Origin of the sequence: Streptococcus mitis (assembly GCF_003942795.1) — a bacterium.
Lineage (GTDB): Bacteria > Bacillota > Bacilli > Lactobacillales > Streptococcaceae > Streptococcus > Streptococcus mitis_BJ.
On the sequence record NZ_RJNY01000054.1, the window covers coordinates 1 to 858 of the forward strand.

Consider the following 858-nt stretch of genomic DNA (forward strand, 5'->3'; position numbering starts at 1 on the left):
GTAGCAAACAATAGAATTGAGCAATTTTTAAAAAGCGATAGTTTTGAATTTGACAAACACTATTTTTATAATATAGAAAAATGGTATCGAAAAGATTTTATAATAACGTTTAGTAAAATTCGTAGTGCTATTCAGAGAGAAAAATACAGATACGTAAGACAGTATTATTGGGTGTGTTTAATTAATATTTTAAAAAAATACAGTAATACAAGAAGTTCAACATTTAAATTGCATATAAAAGAGCAAAGCGCTATTGAAAAGATGGAAAACCACATCGTTGAAGATTTTATAAAGAGCATTAACGAATACTCTCAATATTTACCTGATTATAACAGAAGTAAAAAAATTGATTTAAAAATAGGAAAATCGGAAGATATTTTATTTGGAATGAAGAGCGATTCTGTCGATTTGATTGTAACTTCTCCTCCTTATGGAGATAATTCAACTACTGTAACATATGGACAGTATTCTATGTTACCAATTTACTGGATAGACAGAAAAGATATGGAAAGTTTTGACGAGAAATTAATAGATAATTATTCAAGTATTGACTCGAATAGTTTAGGGGGGAGAATTAGAAGAATTAAACAAAACTATCAATCAGATTGTTTAAATATGTATGTTGAAAGCATAGCTACTGATAAGAGAAAGAAAGTTGTGGATTTTATAACGGACTATTTGGCTGTAATGGGACAAATGGGACGAATTATAAAAAAGGACAAGAGAATTGTTTTAACTTTAGGCAATCGACGAGTTGATAATAAAACGGTTCCATTATCTAAAGTTACTCAAGAATTTTTTGAGAGTATTGGATTTGAATTAGAAGCATCTATTACAAGAAATCTGTCTCTTTATACA

1 protein-coding gene is annotated in these 858 nt (G+C 28.3%); it reads left to right on the forward strand.

Annotation, left to right across the window (positions count from 1 at the left end):
* A partial coding sequence (locus D8847_RS10485) for a modification methylase (RefSeq protein ID WP_125841492.1) occupies window positions 1-858 on the forward strand: 858 nt, incomplete at both ends.